The organism is Chengkuizengella axinellae, from assembly GCF_030730905.1.
GTDB classification, from domain to species: Bacteria; Bacillota; Bacilli; order Paenibacillales; family KCTC-33759; genus Chengkuizengella; species Chengkuizengella axinellae.
This window is the reverse complement of sequence record NZ_JAVAMP010000073.1, coordinates 1-265: the sequence shown is the minus strand read 5'-3', so window position 1 is coordinate 265 and position 265 is coordinate 1. Positions and strand designations below refer to the sequence as shown.

Here is a 265-nt window from a genome sequence, read left to right as displayed (position 1 = left end):
TCACTTTCAGGTGAAGCTGAATTCTACGGAAACGGTAAATCCGTTCGTATTGAATTATCTGAAGATGATGTAGAATTATTAAATGATCTTGCAGAATACGATGAAGAAGATGAAGAGTTCGATAATGTTGATGGAGACAATAACATCGTAGATGTTGACCTACTAGTATCTGGTATTGAAGATGCAGAAGGAAACTCAATCGATACGTTCCAATTATCTCATGTAATTACGATCTTTGGTTTTGCAACACCAGAAGTTAAAGATG

1 protein-coding gene is annotated in these 265 nt (G+C 35.5%); it reads left to right on the top strand.

The window, feature by feature from the left end; genetic code table 11:
- On the top strand, window positions 1-265 hold a 265-nt coding region (locus Q5Y73_RS24720), incomplete at both ends, for a hypothetical protein (RefSeq protein WP_305994585.1).